This is a genomic window from Vibrio sp. FF266 (genome assembly GCF_041439695.1).
GTDB lineage: Bacteria > Pseudomonadota > Gammaproteobacteria > Enterobacterales > Vibrionaceae > Vibrio > Vibrio tasmaniensis_A.
Genome location: NZ_JBGOOO010000002.1, coordinates 244,668 through 270,525 on the forward strand (window position 1 = coordinate 244,668; position 25,858 = coordinate 270,525).

24 protein-coding genes are annotated in these 25,858 nt (G+C 45.0%); 17 read left to right on the forward strand and 7 right to left on the reverse strand.

The window, feature by feature from the left end:
- The first annotated feature begins 9 nt into the window (after window positions 1–9).
- From ACED59_RS02885 to ACED59_RS02940, 12 genes are all read left to right on the forward strand, one after another.
- Window positions 10–510, forward strand: a complete 501-nt coding sequence (locus ACED59_RS02885) for an OmpH family outer membrane protein (RefSeq protein WP_009847410.1) — start codon at window positions 10–12, stop codon at window positions 508–510.
- A gap of 5 nt (window positions 511–515) precedes the next feature.
- Window positions 516–1,547, forward strand: a complete 1,032-nt coding sequence (gene lpxD, locus ACED59_RS02890) for a UDP-3-O-(3-hydroxymyristoyl)glucosamine N-acyltransferase (RefSeq protein ID WP_017096814.1) — start codon at window positions 516–518, stop codon at window positions 1,545–1,547.
- A 93-nt stretch (window positions 1,548–1,640) separates the two neighbouring features.
- On the forward strand, window positions 1,641–2,093 hold the full coding sequence (fabZ, locus tag ACED59_RS02895) for a 3-hydroxyacyl-ACP dehydratase FabZ (RefSeq protein ID WP_009847408.1): 453 nt from the start codon (window positions 1,641–1,643) through the stop codon (window positions 2,091–2,093).
- A 1-nt stretch (window position 2,094) separates the two neighbouring features.
- Window positions 2,095–2,883 (forward strand): acyl-ACP--UDP-N-acetylglucosamine O-acyltransferase, encoded by a 789-nt coding sequence (gene lpxA, locus ACED59_RS02900; protein WP_009847407.1) that lies wholly within the window; start codon window positions 2,095–2,097, stop codon window positions 2,881–2,883.
- A 129-nt stretch (window positions 2,884–3,012) separates the two neighbouring features.
- The gene (gene lpxB, locus ACED59_RS02905; RefSeq protein WP_371704753.1) at window positions 3,013–4,209 is read left to right on the forward strand and encodes a lipid-A-disaccharide synthase; all 1,197 of its coding nucleotides are present in this window, start codon (window positions 3,013–3,015) and stop codon (window positions 4,207–4,209) included.
- A gap of 48 nt (window positions 4,210–4,257) precedes the next feature.
- Window positions 4,258–4,878 carry a ribonuclease HII gene (rnhB, locus tag ACED59_RS02910; RefSeq protein ID WP_017096817.1) on the forward strand — a complete coding sequence of 207 codons (621 nt, stop codon included), beginning with the start codon at window positions 4,258–4,260 and terminating at the stop codon, window positions 4,876–4,878.
- Between the two features lie 96 nt (window positions 4,879–4,974).
- A complete protein-coding gene (dnaE, locus tag ACED59_RS02915; RefSeq protein ID WP_017096818.1) occupies window positions 4,975–8,454 on the forward strand; it encodes a DNA polymerase III subunit alpha in 3,480 nt (1,159 codons plus the stop codon).
- A gap of 45 nt (window positions 8,455–8,499) precedes the next feature.
- Complete coding sequence (accA, locus tag ACED59_RS02920) at window positions 8,500–9,459, forward strand: acetyl-CoA carboxylase carboxyl transferase subunit alpha (protein ID WP_017096819.1); 960 nt, start codon at window positions 8,500–8,502, stop codon at window positions 9,457–9,459.
- Between the two features lie 131 nt (window positions 9,460–9,590).
- Window positions 9,591–10,937 (forward strand): tRNA lysidine(34) synthetase TilS, encoded by a 1,347-nt coding sequence (gene tilS, locus ACED59_RS02925; protein ID WP_017096820.1) that lies wholly within the window; start codon window positions 9,591–9,593, stop codon window positions 10,935–10,937.
- A gap of 46 nt (window positions 10,938–10,983) precedes the next feature.
- Window positions 10,984–11,307 (forward strand): cytochrome c, encoded by a 324-nt coding sequence (locus ACED59_RS02930; protein ID WP_017096821.1) that lies wholly within the window; start codon window positions 10,984–10,986, stop codon window positions 11,305–11,307.
- Window positions 11,308–11,437: 130 nt separating this feature from the next.
- Entirely contained in the window at window positions 11,438–11,776 is a 339-nt protein-coding gene (glnB, locus tag ACED59_RS02935; protein WP_017063373.1) for a nitrogen regulatory protein P-II, read from the forward strand.
- A 61-nt stretch (window positions 11,777–11,837) separates the two neighbouring features.
- Window positions 11,838–12,680 carry an endonuclease/exonuclease/phosphatase family protein gene (locus tag ACED59_RS02940; RefSeq protein WP_029223798.1) on the forward strand — a complete coding sequence of 281 codons (843 nt, stop codon included), beginning with the start codon at window positions 11,838–11,840 and terminating at the stop codon, window positions 12,678–12,680.
- Between the two features lie 141 nt (window positions 12,681–12,821).
- On the opposite strand, the gene ACED59_RS02945 is transcribed toward ACED59_RS02940, so the two are convergent.
- From ACED59_RS02945 to gloB, 3 genes are all read right to left on the reverse strand, one after another.
- The gene (locus ACED59_RS02945) at window positions 12,822–13,508 is read right to left on the reverse strand and encodes a YIP1 family protein (RefSeq protein WP_012604590.1); all 687 of its coding nucleotides are present in this window, start codon (window positions 13,506–13,508) and stop codon (window positions 12,822–12,824) included.
- Window positions 13,505–15,076: a LysM peptidoglycan-binding domain-containing protein gene (locus ACED59_RS02950; protein ID WP_069595676.1), complete on the reverse strand. Its 1,572-nt coding sequence runs from the start codon at window positions 15,074–15,076 to the stop codon at window positions 13,505–13,507. The genes ACED59_RS02945 and ACED59_RS02950 overlap by 4 nt, the downstream gene beginning before the upstream one ends.
- Before the next feature lie 70 nt (window positions 15,077–15,146).
- A complete protein-coding gene (gene gloB, locus ACED59_RS02955; protein ID WP_017096824.1) occupies window positions 15,147–15,905 on the reverse strand; it encodes a hydroxyacylglutathione hydrolase in 759 nt (252 codons plus the stop codon).
- A 53-nt stretch (window positions 15,906–15,958) separates the two neighbouring features.
- On the opposite strand from gloB, the gene ACED59_RS02960 reads away from it, so the two are divergent.
- Window positions 15,959–16,744 carry a class I SAM-dependent methyltransferase gene (locus ACED59_RS02960; RefSeq protein WP_371704752.1) on the forward strand — a complete coding sequence of 262 codons (786 nt, stop codon included), beginning with the start codon at window positions 15,959–15,961 and terminating at the stop codon, window positions 16,742–16,744.
- Between the two features lie 56 nt (window positions 16,745–16,800).
- Here the strand turns inward: ACED59_RS02960 and rnhA are convergent, their stop codons facing one another.
- Entirely contained in the window at window positions 16,801–17,265 is a 465-nt protein-coding gene (gene rnhA / locus ACED59_RS02965; RefSeq protein ID WP_009847394.1) for a ribonuclease HI, read from the reverse strand.
- A 56-nt stretch (window positions 17,266–17,321) separates the two neighbouring features.
- On the opposite strand from rnhA, the gene dnaQ reads away from it, so the two are divergent.
- Together dnaQ and ACED59_RS02975 are read left to right on the forward strand one after the other, a co-directional pair.
- Window positions 17,322–18,089 carry a DNA polymerase III subunit epsilon gene (gene dnaQ / locus ACED59_RS02970; protein ID WP_009847393.1) on the forward strand — a complete coding sequence of 256 codons (768 nt, stop codon included), beginning with the start codon at window positions 17,322–17,324 and terminating at the stop codon, window positions 18,087–18,089.
- Window positions 18,090–18,098: 9 nt separating this feature from the next.
- The gene (locus ACED59_RS02975) at window positions 18,099–19,346 is read left to right on the forward strand and encodes a TIGR03503 family protein (protein ID WP_017096826.1); all 1,248 of its coding nucleotides are present in this window, start codon (window positions 18,099–18,101) and stop codon (window positions 19,344–19,346) included.
- 190 nt (window positions 19,347–19,536) lie between these two features.
- Here the strand turns inward: ACED59_RS02975 and fadE are convergent, their stop codons facing one another.
- Window positions 19,537–22,002, reverse strand: coding sequence for an acyl-CoA dehydrogenase FadE (fadE, locus tag ACED59_RS02980; RefSeq protein ID WP_017096827.1), 2,466 nt, complete (start codon window positions 22,000–22,002; stop codon window positions 19,537–19,539).
- 328 nt (window positions 22,003–22,330) lie between these two features.
- Between fadE and lpcA the strand changes: the two genes are divergently transcribed.
- Both lpcA and ACED59_RS02990 read left to right on the forward strand, forming a co-directional pair.
- Window positions 22,331–22,906 (forward strand): D-sedoheptulose 7-phosphate isomerase, encoded by a 576-nt coding sequence (gene lpcA / locus ACED59_RS02985; RefSeq protein ID WP_009847390.1) that lies wholly within the window; start codon window positions 22,331–22,333, stop codon window positions 22,904–22,906.
- A 67-nt stretch (window positions 22,907–22,973) separates the two neighbouring features.
- Window positions 22,974–23,819 carry a class II glutamine amidotransferase gene (locus ACED59_RS02990; RefSeq protein WP_009847389.1) on the forward strand — a complete coding sequence of 282 codons (846 nt, stop codon included), beginning with the start codon at window positions 22,974–22,976 and terminating at the stop codon, window positions 23,817–23,819.
- 135 nt (window positions 23,820–23,954) lie between these two features.
- On the opposite strand, the gene purN is transcribed toward ACED59_RS02990, so the two are convergent.
- Window positions 23,955–24,641, reverse strand: a complete 687-nt coding sequence (gene purN / locus ACED59_RS02995; protein WP_139137269.1) for a phosphoribosylglycinamide formyltransferase — start codon at window positions 24,639–24,641, stop codon at window positions 23,955–23,957.
- A 120-nt stretch (window positions 24,642–24,761) separates the two neighbouring features.
- Window positions 24,762–25,802, reverse strand: coding sequence for a phosphoribosylformylglycinamidine cyclo-ligase (gene purM / locus ACED59_RS03000; protein ID WP_008222945.1), 1,041 nt, complete (start codon window positions 25,800–25,802; stop codon window positions 24,762–24,764).
- Between the last annotated feature and the right edge of the window lie 56 nt (window positions 25,803–25,858).

A 25,858-nucleotide genomic window follows, 5' to 3' on the forward strand; every position in this document is an offset into this window, starting at 1 on the left:
TTGAAAAATATGATTAAAGCAGCAGGTTTAGGCCTTGTAGTTCTTAGCTCTTCTTTCTTTGCAACAGCGGCTGAAGCTGCGCAAAAAGTGGGCTATGTAAATACTGCACAAGTATTCCAGGCTCTACCTCAGCGTGAAGTTGTTCTTCAAAAAATGCAGGAAGAGTTCAAAGATAAAGCTGCTGAGCTTCAAAGTATCCAAGCAGAAGCTAAGACTAAGATTGAAAAGCTTAAGCGTGATGGTGAGCTATTAGGGCCTGATGAAGTAGAGAAACTTCGTATTGAAGTCGGCCAACTAGATAGCAAATACAAAATCAAAGCTCAAGCACTAGAAAAAGCAAGCCAACGTCGTGAAGCACAAGAGAAGCAGAAGCTATTCAAAGTAATTCAAGATGCTGTAACTAAAGTTGCAGAGAAAGAAGGCTACGACATGATCGTTGATATTCAAGCTCTGCAGTACGGCAAGCCAGAATACAACATCTCTGAAAAAGTAATTAAATCACTGAAATAAGTTTTATGAAGAATCTGACCTTAGCCGAATTGGCAACGATTACCGGTGGAGAGCTACACGGAGACGGTACAGTTACCGTTTCAGCAGTCGCTCCTATGGATAAAGCGCAAGAAGGAAATATTACGTTCCTTTCGAACGTGAAGTACAGCAAGCACCTTGGTGACTGTAAAGCATCCGCTATTATGGTTAAAGAGAGCGAGCGTGAACTGTGTAAGACCAACATTATTGTGGTCAGCGACCCTTATGTTGCTTTTGCTAAGGTTGCTCAAGCGCTTGATTCCACGCCAGCGCCAGCTACGGGTATTGCTGATTCTGCTTCAATTTCAGGCGACGCGACCATTGGACAAAATGTGTCTATTGGTGCCAATGCTGTGATTGAAACTGGCGTAGTGCTTGGTGATGACGTCGTTATCGGTGCTGGTTGCTTTATTGGTCAAAATGCAAAAATTGGCGCAGGTACTAAGCTTTGGGCTAACGTAAGTGTTTACCATGAAGTGGTGATTGGCGAAGCATGTTTGATTCAATCTAGTACAGTGATTGGATCCGATGGTTTTGGTTATGCGAATGAGAAAGGCGAGTGGGTTAAGATCCCGCAAGTCGGTTCAGTTCGTGTTGGTAACCGCGTAGAAATCGGCGCGTGTACTACCGTTGACCGTGGCGCATTAGATGACACTATTATTGAAGATAACGTTATCTTAGATAACCAACTTCAGATAGCTCATAATGTTCACATCGGATATGGTTCTGCTATTGCAGGTGGTACTATCATCGCCGGCAGCACAACGATAGGTAAGTACTGTATTATTGGTGGCGGTTGTGTGATTAATGGTCATATAGAAATCGTTGACGGCGTTACAATCACCGGTATGGGGATGGTAATGCGCAGTATCACCGAAAAAGGCATGTACTCTTCAGGTATTCCTTTGCAGCCAAATAAAGATTGGCGTAAAACAGCAACGCGAGTTCATCGTATTGATGAAATGAACAAGCGTTTGAAAACCGTTGAAAAACTTATCGAGAACAGCGCGGAATCATAATTCCAGCATTTCTAATAAAAGGCTCGCGTACAGCGAGTCTTTTTCGTTTATAATCCTTCTCATTAAATAAAGAATATACATAGGAATACGACTTTGACTACTGAACAGACAACGATGAACATTACTGAAATTCAGGAACTATTACCTCATCGCTACCCATTCTTAATGGTTGATCGTGTGACTAGCTTTGAAAAAGAAAAGACACTGACTGCGATTAAGAATGTTTCTGTTAACGAACCTCAGTTCACAGGCCACTTCCCACAACTTCCTGTATTCCCAGGTGTGTTGATCTTAGAAGCAATGGCGCAAGCAACAGGTCTTCTAGCATTTAAATCTTTTGGTGCTCCTTCTGGTAATGAGCTTTACTACTTTGCTAGCGTAGATAAAGCGAAGTTCCGCAAGCCAGTAGTGCCAGGTGACCAATTGGTTATCGAAGTTGAGTTCTTAAAAGAACGTCGTGGCATTGCATCGTTCAACGGTGTAGCGAAAGTTGACGGCGTAGTTGTATGTTCAGCTGAACTTAAATGTGCTCGTAGAGAGTTTTAATATGATTCATGAAACAGCGAAAATTCACCCGGCAGCAGTAATCGAAGGTGATGTAACTATCGGTGCTAACGTGACGGTTGGTCCTTTCACTTACATTGCTGGTAACGTGACAATTGGTGATGACACTGAAGTGATGTCGCATGTTGTGATCAAAGGTCACACGACAATTGGTAAGCAAAACCGAATCTTCCCACACGCAGTGATTGGAGAAGAAAACCAAGATAAGAAATACGGTGGTGAAGACACGACTGTTGTGATCGGTGACCGTAATGTGATTCGTGAAGCAGTTCAGATCCACCGTGGTACAACTCAAGACAAAGCTACCACTGTGATTGGCGATGACAACTTACTTTGTGTAAATGCTCACGTAGCGCATGATGTTATTGTTGGTAACCATACTCACATTGGTAACAATGCTATTCTTGGTGGCCACGTAACCGTTGGCGATTATGCGGGTGTTATGGCGCTTTCTGCTATTCACCCATTTTGTTCTATTGGTGCTTACGCTTACATTGGTGGCTGTTCTGCGGTTGTTCAAGATGTACTGCCGTACGTGCTTGCACAGGGTAATCATGCCGCTCCATTCGGCCTCAACCTAGTGGGCTTGAAGCGTAACGGATTTGAGAAACCAGAAATTCGAGCATTACAGAAAGCGTACAAAGAGTTATACCGTTCAGGCAAAACACTTGAAGAAGCGAAAGCCGCTTTAGTTGAAATGGCGAAAGAGTTTGCTTCGGTAACTCCTATGTTAGAAATGCTAGAGAGCTCTGAGCGCGGTATTATTCGTTAATACTTGATGTGGTTATGTACCAATCAACATGAGTATGACAATAGTTACCTCGTTAGATTGGTATAACAAAAAGATCGCTACTCGTTAGGCGATCTTTTTTGTTTTAGGCAAGAAGGGAATTAGAAAACTATGGCACAGCAAGAAGCAGCAACCAATAGCTTGGACTTTGTTTCGAATGAACCTCTGCGCGTAGGTATCGTTGTTGGAGAACTCTCTGGTGACACGCTTGGCGAAGGCTTTATTAAAGCGATCAAATCACAATATCCGAATGCTGAATTCGTGGGTATTGGCGGACCAAAAATGAAGGCGCTTGGTTGTGAGTCTCTTTTCGAAATGGAAGAGCTTGCCGTGATGGGGCTTGTAGAAGTGCTTGGTCGTTTACCTCGCTTGCTAAAAGTGAAAGCGGATCTAGTTAAGTACTTTACTCAAAACCCGCCAGATGTCTTCGTCGGTATTGATGCGCCAGACTTTAATCTAAGACTTGAATTAGATCTTAAGAACGCGGGCATTAAGACTGTTCATTATGTCAGCCCTTCAGTCTGGGCATGGCGTCCAAAGCGTATCTTTAAAATCGACAAAGCAACCGATTTGGTACTTGCTTTCTTACCATTCGAAAAAGCGTTTTATGATAAATATAACGTTGCTTGTGAATTCGTTGGCCACACGCTGGCTGATACCATTCCACTGGAGCCGAATAAGAAAGAGGCTCGCGATCTTTTAGGTTTAGATCAAGATAAGCCGTGGTTAGCGGTATTGCCGGGTAGCCGTGGTGGTGAAATGAGTTTGATTGCTCAACCATTTATCGAAACTTGTCAGCGCATTAAGCAAAAGTACCCTGATATCAATTTTGTTGTTGCATTGGTTAATGAACAGCGCAAGAAACAGTTTACAGAGATCTGGCAATCGACGGCACCTGAACTTGAATTTACCTTAGTAGAAGATACGGCTACCAATGTGATTACTGCTGCTGATTCTGTTTTGTTAGCTTCTGGTACTGTTGCTCTTGAGTGTATGTTGCTGAAACGACCGATGGTCGTTGGCTACAAGGTCAACAAGCTCACTGGCTATATCGTTAAGAAATTGTCGATCACAGAATTTGTCTCGTTACCGAATATCCTAGCGGGTGAAGAAATCGTAAAAGAACACATTCTTGAAGAGTGTCACCCAGATTACCTTTTCCCATCGGTCGATAAGATGCTTTCAACCGACAACGCGCCACTTATTGAACGCTTTACTGAAATGCATCACTGGATTCGTAAAGATGCTGACAAACAGGCGGCTAACGCAGTTCTGAAATTGATCGGTCGAGAGTTTGTTGAATCATAAAGTGCTTCTTTCAAAAGCATTTGCTTAAAAGTTACAAAGAGAATTGTCATGGCAGTAAAAGAGAAAAAAGAATTTCCTCCTTTTGAGTATCCTCAAGGCTACCAGTTATTCGCTGGTGTTGATGAAGTGGGGCGTGGGCCGTTAGTTGGTGATGTAGTTACCGCCGCGGTTATCCTCGATCCGAATAACCCAATCGAAGGCTTGAACGATTCAAAAAAACTGTCTGAGAAAAAGCGCCTTGCCCTGCTTCCTCAAATTAAAGAGAAAGCCTTGGCATGGTCTGTGGGTCGTTGTTCCCCACAAGAAATTGATGAGTTGAATATCTTACAAGCGACTATGGTAGCTATGCAGCGTGCTATTGCCGGGCTGAGTGTTCAACCTGATATGGCGCTAATAGATGGAAACCGAGTCCCTGAGCTACCGATGGCCGGTCTGGCTATTGTGAAAGGGGATTTACGGGTGGCTGAAATCAGCGCAGCGTCTATCATCGCTAAAGTGGTTCGTGACCAAGAGATGGAAGAACTTGATAAGCTTCATCCAGAGTTTGGTTTTGCTAAACATAAAGGTTACCCGACAAAAGCGCATTTTGAAGCGATTGAAAAACATGGCGTAACCGAGCATTACCGTAAAAGCTTTAAGCCAGTAAAACGTATTCTTGGCATAGATTAGAGCTTAGCATCGAATAAAGTTGCTTAGTGGCGCTAGAAAAAAATAGAATACACACAGTTGTAATCCTAGGCTCAAACCTAGAACTCAGGAAAAATAATGTCAGATCCAAAATTTGTTCACCTACGCGTACACAGTGACTTTTCGATGGTGGATGGCCTATCCAAGGTGCCACCATTAGTAAAAAAAGTCGCTGAAATGGGTATGCCTGCTCTAGCATTGACCGACTTTACCAACCTGTGCGGTTTGGTGAAATTCTACGGTACTGCTCATGGGTGTGGGGTTAAACCAATTATTGGTTCTGACTTCTTGATGCAGTCTCCTGATTTTGGCGATGAATTGACAAAACTCACCGTTATTGCAACGAGTAATAAAGGCTACAACAACCTAACGTTATTAATATCAAAAGCTTACCTTCGTGGCCATGTGCAGCATCAGCCTGTTATTGATAAAGAGTGGCTGATTGAACATGCGGAAGGCCTGATTCTTTTATCGGGTGCAAAAGAAGGTGAGATTGGTAAAGCGTTGCTGAAAGGCAATAGAGAGTTGGTTGCAAGCAGCGTTGAGTTTTACAAAACACATTTCGCAGACCGTTTTTATCTGGAGCTCATTCGAACTGGACGTACGGACGAAGAGTCTTATCTGCACTTTGCGCTGGAATTAGCCGAGCAAGAAGACCTGCCTGTTGTCGCGACTAATGAAGTGGTCTTCATTTCCGAAGACTTGTTTGACGCTCATGAAATCCGTGTGGCGATTCACGACGGCTTTACCATGGTTGATCCACGTCGACCGAAAAACTACAGTCCACAACAGTACCTCCGTAGCGAAGAAGAGATGTGTGAGTTGTTCTCAGATATCCCTGAAGCATTAGAGAACAGTGTTGAGATCGCTAAGCGTTGTAACGTGACTGTACGTTTAGGGGAGTACTTCTTACCTAACTTCCCGACGGAAGGTTTAGCGATTGAAGACTTCCTGATCAAAAAATCAGAAGAAGGTCTTGAGCGACGTTTAGCATTCTTGTTTCCTGATGAAAAAGTCAGAGCTGAACGCAGGCCTGAATACGATGAGCGACTTAAAATCGAGCTAGAAGTAGTTAATAACATGGGTTTCCCAGGTTACTTCTTGATCGTAATGGAGTTCATCCAGTGGTCAAAAGATAACGATGTACCAGTAGGCCCAGGTCGTGGTTCTGGTGCTGGTTCTTTGGTGGCTTACGCGCTTGATATCACCGATCTTGATCCACTTGAATATGACTTGCTGTTCGAACGTTTCTTGAACCCAGAACGTGTATCCATGCCCGATTTCGATATCGATTTCTGTATGGATAAACGTGACCAAGTTATTGACCACGTAGCTGAAATGTACGGCCGTGATGCCGTTTCTCAGATCATCACCTTTGGTACTATGGCGGCAAAAGCGGTAATCCGTGACGTTGGCCGTGTATTAGGCCACCCATTTGGTTTTGTTGACCGAATTTCTAAGCTGGTTCCGCCTGATCCGGGCATGACGCTAGAGAAAGCATTCCTCGCAGAGCCTGCATTGCCTGAACTTTATGATGGTGATGAAGAAGTTCGTGAGCTGATTGATAAATGTCGAATTCTAGAAGGTTGTACGCGAAACGCAGGTAAGCACGCGGGTGGTGTTGTAATCTCACCGACCACGATTACTGACTTTGCACCTATCTATGCCGATGCGGAAGGTAACTTCCCAGTAACGCAATTCGATAAGAATGACGTAGAAACTGCTGGCTTGGTTAAGTTTGACTTCTTGGGGCTGCGTACACTGACGATCATTGACTGGGCACTTGGCCTAGTAAACCCTCGTTTAGCGAAAGAGGGGAAAGATCCGGTTCGTATCGAGTCGATTCCTTTGGATGATCAAGCGTCATTTAACTTATTACAGAATTCAGAAACGACGGCGGTATTCCAGCTGGAATCCCGCGGTATGAAAGACCTGATCAAGCGTCTACAGCCCGACTGTTTTGAAGATATCATCGCATTGGTGGCCTTGTTCCGTCCGGGCCCTCTGCAATCAGGCATGGTAGATAACTTTATCGACCGTAAACACGGACGAGAGGCAGTATCTTACCCTGATGAAACGTGGCAACACGAATCGTTAAAAGAAACACTAGAACCGACTTACGGTATCATCCTGTATCAAGAACAGGTAATGCAAATCGCTCAGATCCTTGCGGGTTATACGCTTGGTGGAGCCGATATGCTGCGTCGTGCGATGGGTAAGAAAAAGCCAGAAGAGATGGCAAAGCAGCGCGGTACCTTTAAAGAAGGTGCTGAAGCCAATGGTGTTGATGGCGAACTGTCCATGAAGATCTTTGACTTGGTAGAGAAGTTTGCGGGCTACGGCTTTAACAAATCTCACTCGGCTGCATACGCACTGGTTTCTTATCAAACACTGTGGTTGAAAACACACTACCCTGCGGAATTCATGGCGGCAGTAATGACCGCGGATATGGATAACACCGAGAAGGTTATTGGCCTTGTCGATGAGTGTTTCCGTATGAAACTCAAGCTCCTTCCACCTGACATCAACTCGGGCCTATACCGCTTTAATGTGGATGAAGATGGCGCAATTGTTTATGGAATCGGTGCGATTAAAGGGGTTGGTGAAGGCCCAATTGAAGCCATCATCGAAGCGCGTAACAAAGGTGGTTACTTTAAAGACTTATTCGACTTCTGTGCACGTCTTGATCTGAAGAAGGTCAACAAACGTGTTATCGAAAAGTTGATTCTATCCGGAGCCTTAGATAGATTAGGTCCTCACCGAGCGGCGATGATGGCATCTTTGAAAGATGCGGTTAAGGCAGCAAGCCAACATCACCATGCTGAGTCGTTCGGTCAATCTGATATGTTTGGTGTGTTGACCGACGCTCCGGAAGAGGTTGAACACAAGTATACTCAAGTGCCTAAATGGCCTGAAAAGGTTTGGCTAGAAGGTGAACGCGAAACGCTTGGTTTGTATTTAACGGGTCACCCGGTGAATGCTTACATTAAAGAACTTGCGAAATACACCAGCTGTCGCTTGAAAGATGCGACGCCGACTCGTCGTGACCAATCCTTAACGATTGCAGGTTTGGTCATTGCGGCTAGGGTCATGACCACGAAGCGCGGTACTCGAATCGGTTTGATGACTCTTGATGACCGATCGGGTCGGATGGAAGTGATGTTGTTCTCTGATGCGCTCGATCGCTACGCAGAATTGCTCGAAAAAGACAAAATTGTGGTTGTTTCTGGACAGGTCAGCTTTGATGATTTCAATGGTGGGCTTAAAATGTCCGCGCGCGAGGTCATGGACTTAGGAAGCGCCCGTGAGAAATATGCTCGTGGGGTGTCGATATCTATCGAGCAATCCCAAATTAACGGTCAATTTTTTGAACGCTTTGGTCAAATCTTAGAACCTTATAGAGCCGGAACGGTCCCAGTCAATGTATACTACCAACGTGCCGACGCTAGAGCGCGGTTAACATTGGGCACAGAATGGCGTGTGACGCCAAGTGATACATTACTAGACGAATTAAAACAGCTGCTTGGAAATAGCCAAGTAGAACTCGAATTTAACTAAAATTTAGCTCCGTAACTGCGGAGCTGAATCAACAAGGATTCATAGATGAGCCTGAACTTTCTAGAATTTGAAAAGCCTATCGCTGAACTTGAAGCAAAAATCGAAGCGCTACGTGACGTTTCGCGTCACGGTGGTGACGCAGCGGTAGATCTAGACAAAGAAATTGAACAACTAGAGAAAAAAAGCTTAGAGCTTAAACAGAAAATCTTTAGTGACTTAGGTGCATGGCAGGTAGCTCAACTTGCTCGTCACCCTCAACGTCCTTACACCAAAGATTACCTGGAGCATGCCTTCACAGAGTTTGAAGAGATGGCGGGCGATCGCGCTTACGCTGACGACAAAGCAATTGTGGGTGGTATGGCTCGTCTAAATGGTCGTCCTGTTATGGTTATTGGTCACCAGAAAGGTCGTGAGACTAAAGAGAAAGTGATCCGTAACTTTGGTATGCCAAAGCCAGAAGGTTACCGTAAGGCACTTCGCCTAATGGAAACGGCTGAGCGTTTCAACATGCCAATCATTACTTTCATCGACACAGCGGGTGCTTACCCAGGTGTTGGTGCTGAAGAACGTGGCCAATCTGAAGCGATCGCAAAGAACCTTAAAGTAATGGCCGGCCTTTCAGTTCCGGTTATCTGTAACGTTGTAGGTGAAGGCGGTTCAGGCGGTGCACTAGCGATTGGTGTTGGTGATTACGTGAACATGCTTCAGTACTCTACATACTCAGTAATCTCTCCAGAAGGTTGTGCTTCAATCCTGTGGCGTGATTCAGATAAAGCACCACAAGCTGCTGAAGCGATGGGCCTAGTAGCTCCTCGCCTTAAAGAGCTTGAGCTTATCGATGAAATCATCCCTGAGCCTCTAGGTGGCGCGCACCGCGATCCAATACAGACAGCTCAGAACATGAAAGACATGTTAGTTAAACAGTTAGAAGAGCTAGAGCAATTTGATAACGAAGCACTTCTAGAGCGTCGTTACCAGCGTCTAATGAGCTACGGTTACTGCTGATAAGCGACCTTAGCAAGGTATAAGACCTGCTTTCCGTAACAAGTTGATGAAAGGGTTGGACTCAGTGCCAACCCTTTTTTATTATTAAAACATTCTCCTTTCTCATTAGTACACACGGCTCACTTAACCCCATGACTCACTTAATCGAAACTTTTACCTCTGCATTTCAACAAAGCGATCTAAAACCTCGTCGGTTAGTCGTTGCTTTCAGTGGTGGTGTCGATTCGCGAGTGTTATTGGAATTGGCTGCGCAATACGCTAAGTCCCATCACATTGAGTGCTGTGCGGTGCACGTTCATCACGGTCTCAGTAAGAATGCTGATCTTTGGGCTGAGCAATGCCAAACATGGTGTGATGCTTTGTCGGTTCCTTTAGCCATCGAGCGAGTATCTCTAGATATTAACAGCGGAGAAAGTGTTGAAAAGCTGGCTCGAGATGCTCGTTATGATTCGCTTCAGAAGCACCTTAGTTTTGGTGATGTTCTAATTACAGGCCAACATATTGATGACCAACTCGAAACTTTCTTGCTGGCATTAAAACGTGGCAGCGGTCCGAAAGGACTCTCTTCAATGGCGAAAGTGATGTCGTTTGGCGAAGCGTTTATTGTGAGACCTCTGCTGTCAGTGACTCGATTAGACATCGAAGCGTCGGCTCACGATATGGGGTTAACTTGGGTCGAAGATGAGAGTAATCAGGATCTGCGCTTTGATCGAAATTTCATTCGTCATCAAGTCACTCCGACGTTGACAGAGCGCTGGCCTAGCTTTCGAGAATCGGTCTGTCGCAGTGCTCAATTATGTGCAGAACAAGAGTCGCTACTCGACGAACTGCTTGAGTCTCACTTACAACAAGCTTTGGGAGGCTGTAACAGTAAGAGCCAGAGCTTAAGCATTGATTCGTTATCTCAGCATTCTGATTTGTTACGAGCACGTTTGATCAGAATGTGGATCAGCCATTGTAATCAACCGATGCCAAGCCAAAAGCAGCTAAAACTTATTTGGGATGAAGTGGCTTGTGCTCAGGCAGACGCCAATCCTAAGCTGGTGTTGAATGATGTTGAGATTAGGCGCTTTAATAATCAGCTCTACTTGGTACAAGACACTAAAGATTTGTCGAACTGGGAAAGTGAAATCTTGATTGATGAGAATTTATTATTGCCTGATGGTTTAGGTGAGATCCATTTGAAAGCGGTGTCGAGTGCTAGTGCATCTAATAACCGAGAGGTACAACGGTTTTCCCTTACTAAAGCCAACGGAACCTTACGAGTGATCTTTAACCCTGAAGGAGTGTCGGCTCACCCAGTTGGTCGTGGTCATAGTCGAAAACTCAAGAAGCTTTTTCAGGAATACCAAGTACCCAGCTGGTTAAGACGTCGAACGCCAATATTAATGGATGGCGATCGAGTGATCGCTGTTTTAGGCTTATTCGTAGATAAAAACTACGAAGGTCAAGATTGTGAAGCGCTTTGGAGCAAGTAGAAAAAGTTTGTGTCACAATTCACCGTCACTTTAATAAAAATAATTAATGGAATATGCAATGAAGAAAATTACACTAGGATTAGTTCTTGGATTTGGACTATTGAGTGGTAACGCTCTGGCGGGTGATGTTGCTGCGGGTCAAGCTAAAGCGGCAATCTGTGCGGCTTGTCATGGCGCAGACGGTATCGCAATGATCCCAGGATATCCAAACCTTAAAGGCCAAAACGAGCAATACATCGCTTCATCAATTAAGGCATATAAGAACGGCCAGCGCACCGGCGGTTTGGCGGCTGTAATGCAGGCTCAGGCTTCAATGCTGAGTGATGAAGACATCGCGAATCTAGCCGCTTACTACGCAAGCCTTAAGTAAAACCTTCTCAAAGCGCTGATTAAACAAGATGATAAATTTCGAGCCAGAGCTTTAAAGCTCTGGCTTTTTTCATTGAATGTTTACTATAGCTAACCGATAATGAGCTATTCGCACAGTTTAAGGGATGAACATGAAAAAGATTGAAGCCATTATCAAGCCATTCAAACTTGATGATGTACGTGAAGCACTTGCAGAAGTGGGTATTACGGGTATGACAGTATCTGAAGTTAAAGGCTTTGGACGTCAAAAAGGTCATACTGAGCTATACCGCGGCGCAGAGTACATGGTCGATTTTTTACCTAAAGTGAAATTGGAAATTGTTGTGACCGACGAAGTGGCTGACCAATGTGTTGATACCATTATCGAAACGGCTCAAACAGGTAAAATTGGTGACGGTAAGATCTTCATTACTGAAGTTGAACGTGTGGTACGTATTCGTACTGGCGAAGAAGACGAAGACGCCGTATAAAAAAACTATTACCTTAAAAGGAGCGTTTATCGCTCCTTTTTCATTTCTGGTAGGGTGCTGTATGTTTAAGAAAACCATCATTGTTATCACGTTATTGATAACGCTTGCTGTTGTTAGCTTTCATATTATCTTCGTGATCCCGAATAAACCCAATTTGATCACTTCTTCTCAAAATACTAGCAACGATATCTACAGCTGCTACCAAAACTCAGCCCCGAAAGCGATTGATGTGTCTGATGGCCTAGACATTACCGTGTGGAATATCTATAAGCAAAACCGAAATAATTGGCAAAGTGAGTTAAATCAGCTGTCAGCCGGTAGCGATTTAGTTTTGCTGCAAGAAGCGAGTATGACAGAAGGGCTTCGCCAATGGGTAACGAGTGGTCAATGGGGAAGTACTCGAGTGAATGCATTTGAAGCTTTTGAACAAAGTGCAGGCGTACTCAACCTAGCGACGCATCTACCGATTGAAGCTTGTGCTTATACTCATGAAGAACCTTGGCTTCAATTACCTAAATCTGCACTTTGGTCTCGCTATCTGCTAAGTAATGGCGAAGAGCTGGCTGTGATTAATATCCATGCGGTGAACTTTACCTTTGGTACGGAAGATTACGAGGCTCAGCTCAAGAGCTTAACCGACAATCTCCAAAAGTATCGTGGGCCTGTTATTTTTGCTGGGGATTTTAACAGTTGGAGTGAAGCTCGCTTTGCTGTATTGAAAGATGCGTTGGAACAGGTAGGTTTGACGGAAGTTGCTTTTGAACCAGATAACCGTACACAGTTTATGACAGGGTTGGTGCTCGATCATGTGTTCTATCGAGGGTTAGAAGTAGACAAAGCAAAAGCGCCCATTACGGACGCCTCTGATCATAACCCTATGCGAGTGACCTTTAAGGTTAAATAGTAAGAAGCTATTAGCCAGCCTATTAGCCTATTAGCTTATTAGTCATTGGAGCTTAACCATTCGCACGGTGGTTACGTTGGGTAATCTAACGGAGCAAATAGGCTAGTGAATTTTCGCTAGCCTTGTTTTTATCTATTCAGCTTAAAAGATTAAAATGTAGAGAGCCCAGATTAGGTAATAGCCAACCCATGGCAAACCAGAGATGGCCAGTGCCTGACCACGCTCAAACTCCGTCCAAGTTAATACTGCTGCATAACCCAATACAATGTACCAAGGCAACAAGAGTGGTAATGAGCTGGCAAATTGCGACCAATCATTGGTTAGTGGCAACTTGATTAAGCCGTTTAAGCTGTTCAAGTCGGCCGCGTAGCTCATCACATGCCCGTGCTTGAGTATCAGGCTTGCGTAGCTTGCTACATCGCCTAGAACGGCAGGGAATATCACTACCGATGCGGCTGCAAACCATCGCCAAAAGCTATGTTGGTGTTGGCTTGGCTTTGTTGCTAAGTTAAACCAAAATGCCAACAGAATGATGGTTAACGTACGGCCGAATACATCACTGATGATTTCACTCGCGAGTAGAGTATTACTGTCAAGTAACGCCAATTGGTCAGGGTTTGTTTGAGCCAGTTGCTGTGACAACTCAGCGCTTAACCATGCAAAATCTACATTCGAAAAATAGGCACCCCAAAATAAGAATGGGCTGAGCATTAATACGACGTAGGGTTGCCATCCCCAAGCACTTCTTTGATAAAGCGCTAAGAAACACGCTGTTGGTGAACGGAATATATCCAACAGCATGACGAGTGGGTTACTTGACGGGTTCATACACTTACCTTAGTTACATCAACATACAGCTTCAGTTTTTGTCCTGGCTGTAGGTATTTCTTGTTCTGCAAAGCGTTCCATTTTACAACATCTGCGCTTTTTACTTTGAACTTTGATGCAATACCGCTGACTGTGTCACCTGATCTTACGTTATAAAAGACAGTTCGGATGATGGCACCGTCTGAACCATTCTTCCAAATGACCAGTTCTTGACCAATTCTAAGTGTGTCACGTGGTCCCATGCCATTCCACTTAGCCAGTGATTGGTGAGATACCTTATTTGCGCGCGCAATCGTCCATAGGCTATCACCACTTTTTACGGTATGGCTAAGCTTATATTGACCCCGACTCTTTGACTGTGTGCTTGCTAGGCGATTTGAAGCGCTTAGTGCGTATGTCTTGTCGTCTTTGGTTGATGTTGGAATAAATAGATGCTGACCAACACGAATATTATTGTTGCTCAAACCGTTTGCAGAGCGGATCACTTTGCTGGTGGTGTTGTATTTACTCGCCAGTACGCTGATGCTATCGCCAGATTGCACTTTATAGCGCACCAACTTCATGCCTTTGCCTTTATTGGCTGCCACTTCTTTATTGAACTTCTCAACAGAGCTTAGAGGAAGCAATAATTGTTGGTGTTTCTCTGGTGCCGTTGCCCACTGGTTATAAGCTGGGTTGTAGCCTTGCAGCTCTTTGACAGGAATGCCTGCGTAGTTTGCCGCAATCGCCAGATCAAGTTGTTCGTCTGGGTTAACCAGAGTCAGCACTGGCTTGTTCGGGATCGCAGGGATATCGATGCCATACTTTTCTTGGTTGGCAATCACGTCGGCCAGTGCAAGTAGCTTAGGTACATAGCTGCTGGTCTCTTTTGGTAAGTCTAGAGAGAAAAAGTCGATTGGCTTACCCAGCTTCTTGTTCTTACGGATTGCGCTGTTCACACGACCACCGCCACTGTTGTAGGCAGCGATTGCGTGTTGCCAGTTCCCATCAAAACGTTTGTTCAGGTCGGTTAAGAAATCCAATGCAGCGTCGGTTGAAGCGGCTACGTCACGGCGGCCATCGTACCAGAAGTTTTGTTCTAGTCCGTAAGCTTTGCCAGTACCCGAAATGAACTGCCATAGTCCAGCAGCGCTACCGTGAGAATAAGCAAATGCATCAAACGAGCTTTCAACGACGGGCAACAGGGCCAGCTCCAAAGGCAAGTCTCTTTCTTCAATCTTAGTTGTGATCAAGTAAAGGAAAGGTTCAGCGCGTTTTGATACAGTTTTTAGATGACCAGGGTGCTTGAGGTACCAAGTGCGGTAGTAGTCGACTTTCTTTTGGTCCGGAACTTCCATTTCAAGTTGCATCGCAATACGTTTCCAAACATCTTGCTGTGTTTGTGGAGTAACGACAGGTGTTTCAACTTTTGGTTGTTCTTGGATCGCTCCCGATGAAACGTTCGCTTGAGAAACTTCTTTAGTAGGGGAGGTGTTGGTTTGCTCGGAAGCTTGGTCTGGATTCTCTGACTGAGTTAATTGGCAACCAGAAAGTAGTAGTACCAAAGCCCAGCTGTACTTAACTCGCATGTTACAGCCTTTTTAATAAACGGCCGATGATAATACTTGCCACTCCCTATGAGTGACAAGCCTGTATTTGTTAAAATTCGTTCTTCCACGCACGTAAAGCGGTAAAAACCGATAAAGGATCGGTCTGCTCAGTACGATTAGATACTGATTTCACTACACTTGGTTCTGTGTAGCGTAAGAAGGGGTTAATAAACTTTTCTTGTCTTAAATTTGTGGGGATGGTCGACTTATTTTGGGCTCGAAGCCGATTCACTTGGTCGCGGTATTGTTGCAAATGTTGGTTGTCAGGCTCAACAGCCAGTGCAAAAGCGATATTGGCTGCCGTGTATTCATGAGCACAGTAAACCTCGGTTTCTTGTGGGAGTGCTGTGATCTTGTTCAATGCATCAAACATCTGCTGTGGTGTGCCTTCCATGATTCGCCCACAACCAGCTGAAAACAGTACATCGCCACAAAACAGTTTGGCATCACCCACATAACCAATGTGCCCAGCGGTGTGCCCACTGAGCCCTAGCACGAGGAATACTTCGCCAAACAGCTCTAATTGGTCACCGTCATCAACGGGATGCGTTAAGGTCGGGATAGGTTCATTTTTGGGGCCAACGACATCCACGCCAGGGAATTGTCTTACCAGCTCTGGCACGCCACCAATGTGATCGTGGTGGTGGTGCGTAATCAAGATTGCATCTAAAGTTAGCTCATGGTGTGCTAAGAACTCTAATACTGGAGCTGCATCACCAGGGTCGACGACAGCACAACGGCGATCGCTATTTTGAATCAGCCAGATGTAATTGTCGTTAAATGCAGGTATGCTTTTGATATGTAACATTATTGGTTCTCCAGTCACTTTTAGTGAGACAGAATAAGTGAGACAGATTATTGATGAAGCCAGCACGTAGCAGAAAGAAGTTTGAGCGTCCTTATACTTGGGCACAATTGCACAATGGGGACTGGTTGAGAGAATCTATTCAAACTCGACTTGATGAGTGGTGCCCAAAACTATTTGGTTACCATATGCTCAAACTTGGTGGCCTCAGCAGTGAGATTTCTAGCTGCACATGCAACATTCAACATCAAGTAAACCTAGATATCCAGAACCCATTACATAATGTGATAGCAGATGGTTATAATTTACCCTTTTTAGAGAAAAGCTTTGATGTTGTGGTGCTGAGTCATCAGTTAGATTATAGCAACGACCCACACCGGCTATTGAGGGAAGTCGACCGAGTAATGATGGACGATGGCTATATTATTATCACCGGCTTTAACCCTTTTAGTGTGACTGGGCTTGCCAGTTTGATGCCTTGGCGAAAGAACAGCTTGCCATGGAGTGGACGTATGTACACGCCAAACCGAATTAAAGATTGGCTAGGCGTACTTAATTATGAAGTGATTCATTGTGACACCTACGCGTTGTTCCCTATGAGTAAATACCAAGCGATGTGGACGTGGTTGGAGAACAGCTTAGGCAGCTGTGCATCGTTCGCTGGTAGCCAATACTTTATTGTTGCTCGTAAACGTACTTATCCACTTAAGCCTATCAAGCCACATTGGCACCTTAAGCGACGCTTCTCTCCTGTAGGAGCCAGTTTTAGAACCAATACGCGTCGCACCTTGGACTCCGCTAAAAATTCGTATCCGTTAAAAGCAGAAAAAGCCGACTCATAGTCGGCTTTCCATTGCTATATCTGTTTTAGATACTGACATTTCCTTTAAGAAAATGATCAGCTTGGCTGATAGCCCGTATCTTCTTGGGTCGGGTTTTCAGCTGCACTTCGAGCTAAATCATCACACATTTCATTTTCTCGGTGCCCCGCGTGCCCCTTAACCCAGCGCCAATCAACGCTATGGCGCGCCGTCTCTTTGTCGAGTCTTTGCCACAGGTCTGCGTTTTTAACGGGCTTTTTATCGGCTGTTTTCCAATCACGCTTTTTCCAGTTGTGAATCCACTGGGTGATACCTTGACGTACGTATTGGCTATCTGTGGTCAGAATGACAGAGCAAGGCTCTTTGAGGGCTTGGAGAGCCACAACAGCGGCGAGCATTTCCATGCGGTTATTGGTGGTTAAGGTGAAACCTTCGGCTAACGTCTTCTCTACTTTTTTGTAGCGAAGTACGATGCCGTAGCCGCCAGGACCTGGGTTGCCTAAACAAGAACCATCAGTGAAAATTTCAACTTGTTTCGTCATGATTTGATACTATTACCTCAAGCACATTATCGGCATAGTCTGACACAGTTATCCTTATGAATACCAGTAGCACTCCAGAACAAAGCACGAACGAAAAAAACAGTTCGAATGAAAACAAACGCATCGTTGTACTTGATACCGAAACCACCGGTATGAATACAGAGGGTGGCCCCCACTATATGGGACATCGCATCGTTGAAATTGGTGCAGTAGAGATCATCAACCGTAGGCTGACTGGGCGTCACTTTCACGTCTATATCAAGCCCGATCGTGCGATTCAAGAAGAGGCGATTGGCGTTCACGGTATTACCGATGAATTCTTGATTGATAAACCAGAATACCAAGACATACATAAAGAGTTTCTCGACTTTATTAAAGGTGCGGAGCTGGTGGCTCATAACGCGCCCTTCGATACGGGCTTTATGGACTATGAGTTTGAGAAACTTAATCCTGCGATAGGTAAAACGGATGACTACTGTAAAGTTACCGACACCTTGGCGATGGCGAAGAAGATATTCCCAGGGAAAAGAAACAATCTAGATATCTTATGTGACCGTTATGGTATTGATAACTCACACCGTACTCTTCACGGCGCATTGCTCGATGCGGAGATTCTAGCGGACGTCTACTTATTGATGACAGGTGGGCAAACTTCGCTGCAATTTAACGCTGGCCAACAAGAAGGCGAAGGCGAAAGCATACGAAGAGCAGAAAGTGGTCGAAAATCCCTAAAGGTTTTGCGAGCTACGGCCGATGAAGTAGAAGCGCATCAAAGTCGTTTAGACCTCGTCGAGAAAAGCGGAAGCTGCCTCTGGCGTCAGTAGGGAGAAAGTATGTTAAGGGTATTGGCTACCGGTTGTTTATTGCTGTTGAGCTTTGGCTTACACGCAGCAACAGAATCTGTAATGAGTTTATTGGATAATCGCTTTCGAGTTGATCCCAGTATCGAGCAAGTTACTTTTGTGATCTATCGAGCCGATAATTCTAAACCCGTCGTCTTGGTTCGTCCTGATGGCAAGAAGTACCACGCTTTGCGTCATGCTGATAATGTCCGTTGGTACCAAGAATCGTCAATGGATATTATCTCTATCGACAATCCGATGCCGGGTCCTTGGCAAGCGGTAGGTAAAGTCTCACCTAAAAATAATATCAAACTTTTATCTCATCTGGTTTTAGACGCCAATGAATTTCCAGACAAGTTGTACCAAACTGAACACATTAAATTTACCGCTCGTTTGACATCCGATGGCAAGCCGCTTGTGCTGCGGGATTTTCTTGACCGTGTGAAGCTTAAAGTAACATTCACTAAGTTCGTCGAAAACGAAGAGTCCTTAGTGAGAGAAGCGCGGCCAATTCCGGTTGTCATGGGTGAATTTGCCGATGATGGCGTTGATCTTGACGAAAAAGCTGGAGATGGTGTGTTCACCGTGTCGTTACCAATGGACATTGAGCCTGGTAAATATCGAGCTCGAATTACTTCTGGTAATGGTGTGTTCCTGCGAGCGCAAGAGCAAGAGGTCTTGGTTTACCCAACGCCAATCACCACCACCTTCATTCAGTCTCGCAAAGAAGGCTTATCTCATACCGTCGTGGCATCTGGCGAGCCAGGTATGATTGCACCGAGCTCGTTAGCAGCTCACGTTGAGTATAAAGCCCCTGATGGGTATGTGATGTATAAGCAAGGCCAAGCCGAAGCGGATGCGATGAAAGTATCTTTATCGTTGCCTTATAATGATGATTTGGGAATTTACACTTGGTCGGGGATGGTTTATGCCACCGATGCGTCAAGCCAGCGTCCACTGATCTTCCCGATTACCGAGCAGTCGTACAGCGTTGTTCAAGAGATAGACCTAGCAGAATCTCGACGTCTTCAAGAGGAAGCTCTTGCTGAGCAGAAGCGTATTGCTGAAAAATTAATGATTCTTCAAAAAAGAGAAGATGACAGGCAGCGCAGCATAATGATTATAGCGGTAGGGAATGTGGCTGCGATTTTATTGGGCTTACTGATTTGGTTTGCAATACGTAAAATCACAGCGAAGAAGAGAGCGCTACCTGAGATGCAGCTCAAGGCGCCTAAGTAACTCGTCTGCATCCCTAGAGTTGTCTTGAGATTGTTGTCTTGAGTGAGTAAACGTCGGGACAACAAACCTCGAGAGACTAAACTTAGATAGAACAAGCCTCGATAGAGCAAGCATTAAAATTTGTGACAATGAAGTGATGAATAAAAAAACGGGACTCATAGGAGTCCCGTTTTTGTTTGTTTCTCTGACCTTAAGCGACGTTATCAATCGATTGGTCTGGGTACTGAGTCTTTGCTGCAAGCTCCTCAGGCGAGAAATCATCCACGTTAATCGTGTACAGTCTGTGTTCCTCAGCGCTAATCAGAAGATTTGCTTCTTCTTGCGTTAAGATACCTTTCTCAAGTCCCAACTGAGCGACAAGGTCGAGTCGTAAGAAAGCACGTTTTTGATGTGTTTCTTTACAAACCTTATCGAACAGAGGTTCAGCTTGAAGAATCACTTCTAGCGCTTTTTCAATCTTGCCTACAGGGTTGTATTCCGTTGCTTCCAAGTATTGGCCACGGCCGATACGAGAGCGTGTTTCACTAGGTGTTTGTAGGATTTGCGCGACTTGGCTATCCAACTTGTCGTTTGGTGCACGACGGATACGGCCAAATGGCATTAACACAACGCGAAGTAGTCGACCAATCACAGGGTTAGGGAAGTTCGCCAAGAACTCATCAATCGCGACTTCAGTTTGACGCAAGCTGTCTTGCATACCCCAATGGACTAATGGGAGATCTTCAGCATGGCTACCTTCGCTTTCAAAGCGCTTAAGTGTTGCTGAACCTAGGTAGAGTTGACTCAGGATATCCCCCAGTCTTGCTGATAGGCGCTCTCTGCGTTTCAGTGAACCGCCTAATACAGCCATTGAAATATCAGACAGTAGCGCTAGGTTAGCACTGTAGCGGTTCAGCTGTTGGTAGTAACGCTGTGTCTGCTTATCCGTTTTATTGGATGGTGTTGGAGCGTCTGAACCACGGCCGTCGGTTAAACCAAACCACAAGCTGCGGACTAGGTTACTCATAGTAAAGCTAACGTGTCCTGCTAATGCTGAATCAAACTTATCAAGTGCATCGCTGCTTTCCGAATAAGCCGCTTCCATTTCGTTCAGAACATAAGGGTGGCAGCGAATCGCGCCTTGACCATAGATGATCATTGAACGAGTCAGGATGTTTGCGCCTTCAACCGTAATTGCAATTGGTGAGCCTTGATAACCACGAGCGAGGAAGTTCGATGGGCCTAAGCAAATGCCTTTACCGCCGACGATATCCATCGCATCGATGATGCTGCGTTGGCCACGGTGAGTACAGTGGTACTTCACGATTGCTGAGATAACCGAAGGCTTTTCACCAAGATCGATACCCGCAACCGTTAGGTTACTTGCTGCGTCCATTACATAGGCGTTACCTGCTAGACGTGCCAGTGGCTCTTCAACCCCTTCCATACGACCAATGGGTTGTTTGAATTGACGACGAATACGAGCGTAAGCACCGGTTGCTAATGCTGCAGACTTAATACCACCGGTTGAGTTTGAAGGCAGTGTGATACCACGACCAACCGACAGACATTCAACCAACATACGCCAGCCTTGTCCTGCCATTTTCTGGCCGCCGATGATGAAATCGATAGGCACGAAGATGTCATCACCTTGAGTCGGACCATTTTGGAAAGGCACGTTGAGTGGGAAGTGACGGTTACCAATCTCTACGCCTTTTAAATCGGTAGGGATAAGGGCACAGGTGATGCCAAGGTCTTGCTTGTCACCAAGCAGACCTTCTGGGTCTCTCAGTTTAAAGGCTAAGCCTAAAACGGTCGCAACAGGCGCTAGAGTGATGTAACGTTTGTTCCAAGTTAGGCGCATGCCCAATACTTCTTCGCCTTGCCATTCACCCTTACACACCACGCCGTAATCTGGAATTGAGCCAGCATCTGAGCCGGCTTCTGGGCTAGTTAAGGCAAAACAAGGGATTTCTTTACCTTCGGCTAGGCGAGGTAGGTAGTGGTTTCTTTGATCTTCTGTACCATAGTGTTGCAATAGCTCACCGGGACCTAACGAATTAGGGACGCCAACGGTTGAGGATAATACGCTAGAAACACCCGTTAGCTTCTGTAGAACTAACGACTGAGCGTAAGCTGAGAATTCTAAACCGCCGTATTTTTTCTTGATGATCATGGCGAAGAATTTATGGTCTTTTAGGTACTGCCAAACTTCTGGTGGTAAATCAGCAAGCTCATGTGTTACTTGGTAGTCATTGACCATTTCACACACTGTATTGACTGGGCCATCTAAAAACGCTTGTTCCGCCTCAGAAAGTTTCGGATCCGCAATGTTTTGAAGCTTCTTCCACTCAGGCTTGCCTTTGAACAGCTCTGCTTCCCACCATACTGTGCCTGCTTCCAATGCCTCTTTTTCCGTCTGAGACATTGCTGGTAGAACCTTCTTAAACAAAGAAAGTGCTTTTTGGCTAATGAGGGTCTGGCGAATTGCTGGTACAGCAAAGATTGCAATGGCCAATAGATAACAAAGCCAGCCAGTGACTGCCACGCTGCCAAACAGGGTTAATGCGACCATTGCGCCAGTTAACACAATTAACGCACGGACCAGACTAACTCTATGGTAAAGACAGACGCCTAAGATGGCTGTCATGCCGAGTAGGGAGAGCAATATGTTCATGATCGATTTCCTTTTCAGAGATCACTTATTGTTATTAAGTTTAGGTAAGAGGTCTAACCAGTCAAGTGTAAACAAAATATTAAATATTTGTAAAACTCCAAAGTGAATAAAAAGTGATCTCAATAGAGTTAAAGTTCTAATTGTGAGAGGTTGGTGGTGAATATTTGGACGGATCGACAGTGAGAGGTTAATTAAGATGGCAATCTTTGGGCTTAAGTGTCGACACTATTTCATGTTTGTGGGTAAACTCAGTGATAAAGAGGGGAAAACCCTCAATTCTCATTTCACGCACTTTAAGTTGCGTCAAAAAACATAAGAGATAAGCCAAATGTACCAAGACCTAATCAAAAGTGAATTGAACGAAGCTGCTGACGTTCTGAACAAGTTCTTGAGTGATGACCATAACATTGCTCAAATTGAAGCTGCTGCAAAAATGATTGCAGATTCATTCAAGCAAGAAGGCAAAGTGCTTTCTTGTGGTAACGGTGGTTCACACTGTGATGCAATGCATTTCGCGGAAGAGCTAACAGGCCGATACCGCGAAAATCGCCCAGGCTTTGCTGGTATTGCGATTTCAGATCCGAGTCACCTGTCTTGCGTGAGTAACGACTTTGGCTACGACCACGTATTTTCTCGTTATGTAGAAGCCGTCGGTCGTAAAGGCGATGTGTTGTTTGGTTTGTCGACTTCAGGTAACTCTGGCAACATCCTAAAAGCGATTGAAGCTGCTCAAGCTAAAGGGATGAAAACCATTGCGCTGACCGGTAAAGATGGCGGTAAAATGGCAGGTTGTGCTGATATCGAAATCCGAGTCCCACACTTTGGCTACGCTGATCGCATCCAAGAGATTCACATTAAGATCATCCACATTGTGATTCAGCTTGTTGAAAAAGAAATGGAATAATAGTTTTACAGATATTTGGAGCCTAGGTTTGTGGCTCCATTGGTTTAAATAGGGAGTAGATTAAACCATGTGTGAATTGCTCGGTATGAGCGCGAATGTGCCAACTGATATTTGTTTTAGCTTTACTGGCCTTATGCAGCGTGGAGGCAACACTGGTCCACATCGTGATGGCTGGGGTATTACTTTCTATGAGGGGAAGGGTTTTCGTACATTTAAAGACCCTAATCCTAGTTGTGAATCAAAGATCGCTGAGCTGGTTCAAAACTACCCAATTAAGAGCCAAGCTGTTGTCAGTCATATCCGTCAAGCTAACCGCGGTGGCGTTAATCTAGAAAATACTCACCCTTTCACTCGTGAGCTTTGGGGACGATACTGGACCTTTGCTCACAATGGTCAACTAACGGATTATGATGATCTGATTAGTGGTCGATTCAGACCTGTTGGTGAGACGGACAGCGAACTCTCTTTCTGCTGGTTGTTGAAACAACTTGAAGACCGTTTTCCTGAACCTCCTCAAGATATGGAAGGTATGTTTCGCTTTGTCGCTGAGTGCTGTGACCAGTTACGAGAGAAAGGTGTTTTCAATATGTTGCTCAGTGACGGTGAGTACGTGATGAACTATTGTACGAACCATTTATACTGGATAACAAGACGCGCTCCTTTTGGTAACGCGAGCCTGATTGATGAAGATGTTGAGATTAACTTCCAAGAAGAAACTACGCCCAATGATGTGGTAACCGTCGTTGCAACTCAACCTCTAACAGATAATGAAGAGTGGTTTAGAATGAAGCCGGGTGAGTACGCACTGTTTCATTTTGGAGAGTTAATTGGCAACAACCACCAAGCGTTGGAAGATGTCGCTTATGCTCCGAAGAAGGTGGCAAGCCAAGCGCCTACTGAACCATTGAGCTAATCTAGTCGATACTATTATTTGTTCTGATTAAAAAAGGCCGCTTACTGTACTAATAAGTCAGTGAGCGGCCTTTTTGTTTTCTGTTTTTTAAGGCTTATTCTTCCGTGATTTACTCTGGGAGAACAACCTTATTAATTACTCTTCTGCGTAACCGTGTGTACCTAATGTTTCACCGTCTAAGACAGCCTTCCCGTTTACCATCGATAAACGATCTTCAGCAAACCATTTACAAACCATCGGGTAAATACAGTGCTCTTGAGTCAGTACTCGGCTTGCTAACATGTCAGCATCATCATCTTCAAATACCGGCACCTTGGCTTGCAAGATTACAGGGCCACCATCAAGTTCTTCGGTAACAAAGTGGACGCTTGTACCGTGCTCTTTGTCTTGTGCATCAATGGCACGCTGGTGGGTGTGTAGGCCTGGGTATTTAGGTAACAGGGAAGGGTGGATGTTGACCATTTTACCGGCATAGTGACGAACAAATTCTGAACTCAAGATACGCATGTATCCCGCAAGTACGATTAAATCGGGTTGGTAAGCATCGATCTGAATCATCAATTCATGATCGAACTCTTCACGTGAACCATAGTTTTTTGGGTTCACAGAATGTGCGTCAACACCCGCGGTTTTCGCTCGCTCTAAACCAAAAGCTTCTGCTTTATTTGAGAAGACAGCTTTAACTGAAGCATCAATCATATTGCTCTCGCAGGCGTCCAAAATTGCTTGCAAGTTACTTCCGCTTCCTGAGACTAAAACGACGATGTTTTTCTTAGAGTGACTGTTATTCATAGAATGGCTGTTTTTCATAGAGTGGGTCATGCGATTGATTAACTGAACTGTTTACAATGTACCTACATAAACTAAGGTTTTCTGTGGGCTTAATAGCAAAATGAGGACCATAAGGTCCTCATTGATTAACTAAGTAAGCGAACGTGTCACTTATTTGATTTCAACTTGCTCTTCGCCAGCTTCAGCGTTTGCGATCTCACCGATAACCCAAGCGTTTTCGCCTTCGGCTTTCAGCAGTTCAACCGCAGCGTCTGCTTGATCTTTAGGTAGAGCAACAACTAGGCCTACACCACAGTTGAAAGTGCGGTACATTTCAAATGTCTCCACGTTACCTTTCTCTTGTAGCCAGTTGAAGATAGCAGGCCATTCCCAGCTCTTGCCATCAATCACTGCTTTAGTACCTTCAGGAAGTACGCGTGGGATGTTTTCCCAGAAACCACCACCTGTGATGTGCGAGATAGCATGAATGTCATGCTCTGCAATCATCTTAAGTGCCGATTTGATGTAAATCTTAGTCGGTTCTAGTAGGTGTTCACCGATAGTGCGACCTTCTAGCTCTTCACTCTTATCAGCTCCAGAAACTTCTAGAACTTTACGAATCAAAGAGTAACCATTTGAGTGTGGACCACTTGAGCCAACAGCGATAAGTGCGTCGCCTGCAGCTACTTTAGTGCCGTCGATGATGTCAGCTTTTTCTACAACACCAACACAGAAGCCGGCTACATCGTAGTCGTCGCCTTCGTACATACCTGGCATTTCAGCCGTTTCACCGCCGATCAGTGCACAACCTGCTTGAACACAGCCTTCAGCAATACCAGAAACAACATCTGCTGCTGTATCTACATCTAGCTTACCTGTTGCGTAGTAGTCTAGGAAGAATAGCGGCTCACCACCTTGAACGATTAAGTCGTTCACACACATTGCCACTAGGTCGATACCAATGGTGTCGTGTTTTTTCAGATCCAAAGCAAGGCGAAGTTTAGTACCAACACCATCAGTACCTGAAACAAGTACCGGCTCTTTGTATTTCGTTGGAAGTTCACATAGGGCGCCAAAGCCACCAATACCGCCCATTACTTCAGGGCGACGAGTGCGTTTAACAGCACCTTTAATACGGTCTACTAGTGCATTACCTGCATCGATATCAACACCAGCGTCTTTGTAGCTTAGAGAAGAAGTATTACCACTCACGGGATAGTCCTCGAACTTAAGTTGGATGTGAAAACGGCGCTATTCTAACAGGGCTT